Raw genomic sequence first — 7,565 nt, 5'->3', positions numbered from 1 at the left:
CGCTCAGCAGCCGGGGCTGCCGGCCCGGCAGCCAGCCGCTGGCGGTCGCGCCCTGGCCCTCGATGCGCAGCAGGCTGGGCACGCTCGCTCCCGCCAGTTGCAGCAGGCCGCGGGCGAAAGGCCCGGCCGGCTGCTGGTGCAGATCCCGCAGCCGCAGGTCGGTGCCGGGCATCGCCTGCAGGGCGAGGGCCTCTCCCGCGCCCAAGACCAGGGCATGGGGCAGTGAATGTGCGGGCTGATGCCAGGCGCGCTGCAGCTGTGCACCGGGGGCCAGGCGCTGCAGGCGTTGCTGGCCGGCAGGGCTCAGGGCGGCGGCATCCACGCTCCAGCGGCGCAGGGCCAGGGGGGGCGCAGACGGCGCCGGTGCGGGCAGCAGGTCCAGACGGCGGGCCTGGCGCGGACTCAGCAGCAGGGTGTCGAAGGCGGGCGCCTCGGTGGGCTCGCCCTGCAACAGGGCTTCCAGTTCAGCGACTGCCAGCGTGTGCAGCGTGCCGCCCTGCAGCAGGGCGCGCAGGGCCGACCATAGCGCGCTGCCGCTGAGCCAGTGGCTTGCGGCCAGCTGCGGGGCGCCGGCCCCCTCGCCGTCTTCAGCGCTGTAAAGGGCCTGGACCAACTGGGCCTGCGTGTAGCGAAGCAGGCGGGTGCCGGCTGTGCCTGCCGTTCCCGGTTCGGCCAGGCTGTCCAGCAGGCTGCAGGCCCCTGCCGAGGCGTCGCCAGGGCGGGCGGCCTGGGAGAGGCCTTCGGCCAGCAGGGCAGACCAGGAACGGCTGGCTCCGATGAGCGTTGCGCCCTCCGGCGAGGTGGTCCCGGCGAAGACGCTCAGGCGCGGGGTCAGGTCTTGCGGCAGCCGGGGCGGGCTGGTGGGCTGATCCTGTGCCGGCCACAGGCAGTCCAGCCCCGCAGCCATGCCCGACAGCAGCATGGCCAGGCTCTGCACCGGCGCCAGTTCGTCTGGCCACAGCAGGACGCGATCACCCGGCTGCAGGTCCTGGGCCTGCCAGGCCGCCAGTCCCTGATGGCAGGCCTCCAGCAGCGCCGCATGGCTGCAGCGCAGGCCGGCGGCCTGCAGGGCCAGGTCTTGCGGATGCCGGCGGGCTTGCTGTTCGAGCAGGGCCAGCAGGCTGGGCGCCGTGGCCTCGGCAGGGGCCGCCTGCAGGTCGGACGGGCGCGGCTCGGCGGTCTCAGCGGACTCGGTGATGAGGCCGATGCTGCCCAGCACCGCCTGCGGCTGGGCCACCAGGCGGCCGAGCAGGGCCTGGAACTGCTGCCCCAGGCTGGCAACGGCCTCGTGGCTGAAGAGCGCCTGGTCATGGCTGAGGGTGAACTGCAGGGACTCGCCCGGTAGCACGATCAGGGCCAGGCCGTAGCTGGTCTCCTCCAGCGCCCGAATGTCATCAACCTCCAACCCCTGGGCCGCCACCAGCTCGCGGAAGGCGGCTTGGCCCGGGTAGTTCTCGAAGACGTAGATGGCGTCGAACAGGGCCTGCTGGCGTGGCAGCTCGCTGCAGGCCAGCACCTCGGACAGCGCGCTGTAGGCCCGCGCCTCCACCTCCTGCGACTGTTGCTGAAGGCCCTGCAGCCAGTCCTGCACGGAGGCCTGAGCATCGAGCTTGACGCGCATGGGCAGGGTGTTGATGAAGAGGCCCACCATGCGTTCCACGCCGACCAGCGCCGGGTTGCGGCCCGAGACCACCATGCCGTAGCAGAGTTCGTCCTGCCCACCGTGCAGGGCCAGCAGCAGGGCCCAGGCGGCCTGGCACAGGGTGTTGAGCGTGAGGCGGCTGCTGCGGCACAGTTGCTGGGCCTCCTGGACCCAGGAGGCCGGCATCGTGCCCTGCCAGTGGCCCAGGCGACGCGGCGCCAGCGTGTCGGCATCGGCCGGCTGCACGGAGGGCGCCCAGCGCAAGGCCTGGCGATAGCCGGCCAGCTGGGCCTTCCAGAAGTCCATCGCTGCCGGCACATCCTGCTGGCGCAGCCAGGCCAGGTAGTGGCGGTAGTCGCGGGCTGGGCGGGGCTGGCCTGCACCGCGACCGGCGTAGTGCTCGAAGACCTCGGACAGCACGATGGGCATGGACCAGCCGTCCAGAATGGCGTGGTGGTAGGTCCAGAGAAAGCGGGTCTGCTGCCCGCCCAGGCGGACGAGGTGCAGGCGCATCAGCGGCGGTCGGCCGGCATCAAAGCCCTGCACGCGGTCGCTGTGCAGCAGGTCCTCGAAGCGCACCTGCTGCTGCAGCGGGTCGAGCCCGGACCAGTCCAGCTGTGTGATGGGCAGCTGCACGGACTTCAGCACCACCTGCAGGGGCTGGGCCTCCTGCAGGCGCATGAACAGGGTCTTCAGAACGTCGTGGCGCTGGGCCACCGCCTGCCAGGACTGGCAGAAGCGGTCCCAGTCCAGCTCGCCCCGAAGCAGGCAGGAGAACTGCTCGACGTAGACGCCGGAGCGCGGGTCCAGCCGCGAGTGATGCAGCATGCCGTGCTGCAGGGGGCTGAGGTAGTGGATGGTGTCGACGTTGGGATTCATGATGCGATGCAGAGCGGCCTCAGGCCGGCGTGGAGAGCAGGCCGTCCAGCTCCTGGAGCAGGGCGTCAAGGCCGTCCTGGCTGATGTCGATGGCGGGAACGTCCGAGGGTGTGAGCCCACCGGCCTCGGCGCTCTCGCAGTGCGTGAGCAGGGTGCCCAGGGCCCGGGCCATGTCGGTCATCAGGCAGCCCATGGTTTCCTCGACGGCGCTTGCGCCGGTGAAGGCGCACTCCAGCACGAGCTGGCCCTGGCTGATGTAGGCGCAGACATCCAGCAGATGGGTGCGCGCCTGGCGTGGGCTGCGGATGCCCGCGGCCGGCTCCGCGCGGCCGGTGAAGAGGGCGCTGCTGCCCACCATCTGCTCCACCACGCCCAGGTAGGTGAAGAGCACCGGTGAGGGCGGCATGGCCTCCAGCGCCTGGCGCAGGGAATCCTCAGCGGGCGCGAGGTAGCGCAGGGCGCCGAAGCCGTCGCCCTTGGCCGGCACTTCACGCAGGCGTTGCTTGACGGTCTTGATCAGGCGGCCGGGGTCGCTGATGTCCGCACCCTCCACCAGCACGGGGTAGATGGAGGTGAACCAGCCGACGCTGCGGCTGAGGTCCAGCCGCTCGCTCAGGGCCTCGCGGCCATGGCCTTCGAGGTCCAGCAGCAGGGACTGGCAGCCGCCCCAGTGCTGGAATCCGGCCAGCAGGGCGGCCACCAGCAGGTCGTTGGCATCGGTGCCGTAGGCCTGGTGGGCCGGGCCGCGGAAGGCCGCGGTCTGCGCGGGGCTGAGCCGCACCTGGCAGCAGCCATGGGCCTCCTCGGCATGCCGCGGCGCGCGGGGCTTGAGCGCGTGGCGCATCAGCGCCGGACGCTCCTGACCCTCAGCCATGCGGGCCTGCAGCTGCGTGGCGAACGCCTGCCAGTGTGCGCGCTCGGCGGCCAAGGCTGTGTCCTGCGTGGCGGCCAGGCGGCTCTGCCAGGCCTGCACCCAGTCGCGCACCGAACTGGTCTTCAGCGGCAGGGGCGCGGCGCTGCCGGCCTTGAGCTGGGCGTAGAGCTGGCCCAGGTCCTGCAGCAGGATGTTCCACGAGACGCCGTCCACCAGCAGGTGGTGCATGACCACCAGCAGGCGGCTCTGCTGCAGGCTGCCGCCCTGCAGCCAGCGCAGGCGCCACAGCGGACCCTGGCTCAGGTCCAGGCCGGTCTGGGCCTGCTCGATGGCCTCACGCCAGCGCGGCAGCGAGGTCTGGCCATTGGGTGCGCGGCAGTCGATGACGGCGAAGTCGGGCGCAGGGCCGCTCTCGGCGGCAATGCTCTGCAGCCAGATGCCGTCGCGATGCTCGAAGCGTGAGCGCAGGCCGTCGTGGTGCAGCGCCAGCTGCTGCAGGGCCTGCTGCATCAGTGCGGGGTCTGGCGTCTCATGGAGCTCCAGCAGCAAGGCCTGGTTGAAGTGGGCCAGGTCCTGATCGACCTTGTCGAACATCCAGTGCGCTGCGGGACCCAGCGGGAACTCGCCGCTGACGGGGCCCTGATCGACCTCGATGCCAGGCGTGCTGCTCACCACTCGGGCCAGCCGGGCGATGCTGCTGTGCTCGAAGAGGTCCTTGGGCCGCAGGTAGAGGCCCTGCTGCCCGGCCTTGGAGACGATGACAGCGGCCAGGATGGAGTCGCCGCCCAGCTGGAAGAAGTCGTCATCCACCGTGACGCTTTCCAGGCCCAGGACCTCGCACCACAGGGCTGACAGCTGCGCCTCGATGGCACCTTCGGCCGCGCGGCCGCCGGCCTGCAGATCGGGCTCGGGCAGGCGGGGAAGGTCGGGGCGCAGGGCGTCATCCAGAGGCAGCTGCTCCAGCAGCACCAAGGCCTGGGGCCACTGCAGCTCGGGCAGCTCGGCGCGCAGGCGGTCCCGCAACGCCTGGGTCAGCGTGGCGTCGTCCAGCACGGCGGGACCGTGCTGGCGCAGCACATAGGCGGTGGCCACCGGGCCACTGGCCGTCGAGCGCTGGAGCAGCAGGGCCAGGGCCACGCCGGCCTGCCGCATGAGGCAGCGCTCGATGGGGCCGGCCTCCAGGGAACGGGCGCCGAGCAGCAGGGGGCCGGCGCCCGGATCCGGGCACTGCAGCGCCGTGTCCAGGGCGCGCAGGCGCAGGGCCGGTCCGCTGGCTGCATCGGCAAAAGCCCATTGGCGCAGCGCGGGAGGCTCGCCCGATGCCGAGCGCAGCAGTGGCGCGCCGCAGCCCGGCAGGGGCAGCCAGTGCCATCCCTGGGTCGCGGGCTCGAAGACCCAGGGCTGGGCGCCCGGCACCCGGCGCAGGTAGCGTGGCGATGCCGTCGGCCAGCGCAGTACGGGTTCTGCCTGCTCGCCATGGGCCAGCAGGCGCGGCAGAGGATGGTCGGCCGGCAGGGCGCGCAGGGCCTGGGCCAGGGAGGGTGTCAGCAGGGCCGGCAGCAGCAGGGCCGAGGGGGCGAAGGTGGCGACGCGGGTGGCGAGCGTGTCGGTCAGGGCCTGCGCCGTCGAGCCGCCCGCCAGGCTCGCCAACTGCACGGCGCAGCCGCACGACCAGGCCTGTGCCAGGGCCGCGCTGGCCAGGGCCAGTTGGCTGGGGGCCGGCGACCAGGGCAGCAGCAGGCGGTCCTGGGCACGCAGTTGCAGGGCTTCGCCGACGGCCATGCCGATCAGCGGATCATCGAAGGGTGGGGCATCGACCGCGCCGTCGCCAGGCAGGCATTCCAGGGCCGGCAGCAGCAGGGTGGAGCCGGCCGGCGCACGCACGATGAGGTCCAGACCCGTGCCCACTTCAGCCGCGTCCAGCCAGCGGACCTGCGCGCCCTGGGCGAGCAGGGCGGGCCACAGCAAGGCGCCCTGCACGGGGTGCGTGAGGAAGAGGCCGACGCGGCTGCCCTCGCGCAGGCCCTGGGCCCGCAGTTGCGCCAGCCAGGACTGGGCTTGGCGCGCCAGGCGGCCCCAGCTGCAATCGCCGGTTTCGTCCTGCAGGGCGGGCTGCTGCGCCTGGGCTTGCGGCCGCTCCAGCAGCGCCTGGTGCCAGGTCTTGCCCAGCTCGGCCGGCCCCAGGGGCTGGGTCTGGATGGCGGGGGCGGCGCACAGGCGGGCCTGGTCCAGCAGGCCTTCCGGCTGCTGCAGGGACCGTGCGAGCAGTTGCTCGAACTGTTCACCGAAGCAGGCGATGCTGGCCTCGTCGAAGAGGTCGCAGTTGTAGGTCCAGGCAGCCACGTAGTCCTGGCCGTCGTCCTGGATGTTGAGGGTCAGGTCATGCGTGGCGCCGCGGGTGCCGGTGCTGGACGCGGCCAGCACGGGGCCGAACAAGGCATGCTCCTGGGCCGCCTCCGATCCCCGGCGCAGTTGGTTCCAGTTGTACATGAGCTGGAACACCGGCGAGCGGCTCGCGTCGCGCGCGGGGCGCAGGCGCTCGACCAGCAGCGGGAAGGGATAGTCCTGGTGATCCAGCACGCGCAGCATCATCTGGCGCGTCTGTTCCAGCAGCTGGTCAAAGCGCGCGAGGCCCTGCAGGCGGCAGCGAAGTGGGATGGTGTTGACGAAGTGGCCCAGCACCTGCTCGCTGCCGGGCATGCTGCGGCCGGAGGTGGGCGCGCCAATCATCAGCTCGTCCTGACCGGTGTGCTTGTGCAGCAGCAGCTGGTAGACGGCCAGCAGCCACATATAGGGCGTCACCCGCCGCTCGCGGGCCGCCTGACGCAGGGCGCCGGACAGCGCCGGGTCCAGCATGCGGCTGAAGACGCGGCCGGCCTCGGTCTTGATGGGCGGGCGCGGGCGGTCGCCCTCCAGGGCCAGCCGGGGCAGTTCGCCCTGCAGCTCCTGCGTCCAGAAGGCGGCCAGCACCGAGCCTTCCGGGCCGGCCAGGCGCTGCGCCTCGTGCTGCACGAAGTCCTTGTACTGCTGCTGCAGGGCCGGCAGGCGCAGCGGCTGGCCGGTGCGGCCCAGGGCGTAGAGCGCGGAGAGCTCGCGCACCATGATCTCCAGGGACCAGAAGTCCGCCGCAACGTGGTGGACGTTGAGCAGCAACGCATGGCGCGGCGCATCGGCCGCCAGCTCGCCTTCATTCACCAGCAGCTTGAGCCGGATGGGAGAAACACGCAGGTCGAAGGGCTTGTTGGCCTCCTGGTCCACCCAGGCCAGGACCTCGGCCAGCGTGCGCCCCTGCATGCGCTGCACGTCCAGGCGCGCGGCAGCGTCCAGGCTCACCTGCTGGCGGGGCTGGCCCTCGCTGATCTCGTAGCGGGTGCGCAGGATGGGATGGCGGGCGATGAGGTAGTCCACGCAGCGCGCCAGCAGGGGAAGGTCCAGCCCATCGACCAGGCGGCAGGCATAGGTGACGTTGTAGGCTGCGCTGGACGGCTGCAGCTGATGCAGGGACCACAGCGACTTCTGCGAGTAGGACAGCGCATAGCTGCCCGCGCTCGTGCCGAACTGCTCCAGCAGCGCGACCAGGCCCTCTTTATTGGCCTTGAGCTCAGCCAGCAGCTGCGGGGTGATCAGCTCCTTGGGCGCCTTGTATTGCAGCTTGCCGTCCTGGGTCCAGAGCTGAACGCCGCGGGCGGCCAGGGCGTTGATGTAGTCGAGCGAGCTCATAGCTGACCGCTTTCCATTTCCATGTCGAAGAAGGCCTCGGTGGAGACCTGGTCCAGGGTCTGCGCGGCCGGGATGGCCGGTGCGTCAGACGGGGTCGATGCCGCTGCGGCCTGCTCCAGCTTGCCGGCGATGGTCTCCACCACGTCCGCCAGGCTGGCGCCTTCCAACAGTCGACCGAAGGGGATGTCCACGCCCAGCTCGCGGCGGATGCCGCTGCGGAACTCGGCGGCCATCAGCGAGTCCATGCCCATCTCGATCAGCGGCCGCTGGGGGCTGAGCTGGCGGGCGTCGGACTGCAGGGTGGCGGCCAGCGCATCGACGAGGGCCTGGGTGAGCGCTTGTTGCAGGACCGCGCCGGTCAGACCATGCAGCGCGGCCTTCAGGTGGCCGGCCGGCAGGCCTGGCGCCGCGGACTGCGCCGAGGCGCTGCCCGCCACCTCGGCCAGCAGG

Annotated in this window: 3 protein-coding genes; all 3 read right to left on the bottom strand. The window is 71.9% G+C overall.

The genetic code is table 11. From position 1 onward, the window contains the following. A partial coding sequence (locus tag H5407_RS23045; protein ID WP_255501410.1) for a condensation domain-containing protein occupies positions 1–2,521 on the bottom strand: 2,521 nt, incomplete at its 3' end. Between the two features lie 19 nt (positions 2,522–2,540). Then, entirely contained in the window at positions 2,541–7,115 is a 4,575-nt protein-coding gene (locus H5407_RS23040; protein WP_183106832.1) for a condensation domain-containing protein, read from the bottom strand. Further along, on the bottom strand, positions 7,112–7,565 hold a 454-nt coding region (locus tag H5407_RS23035; RefSeq protein ID WP_183106831.1), incomplete at its 5' end, for an acyl carrier protein. The genes H5407_RS23040 and H5407_RS23035, both read right to left, overlap by 4 nt.

It is taken from the genome of Mitsuaria sp. WAJ17, from assembly GCF_014174515.1.
GTDB lineage: Bacteria > Pseudomonadota > Gammaproteobacteria > Burkholderiales > Burkholderiaceae_C > Roseateles_B.
This window is presented reverse-complemented; position numbering and strand designations above follow the sequence as displayed.

What these genes read in the sequence shown, in the direction of transcription:
- H5407_RS23040 (WP_183106832.1), bottom strand. Translation starts at nt 7,115, where the DNA reads ATGAGCTCGCTCGACTACATCAACGCCCTGGCCGCCCGCGGCGTTCAG.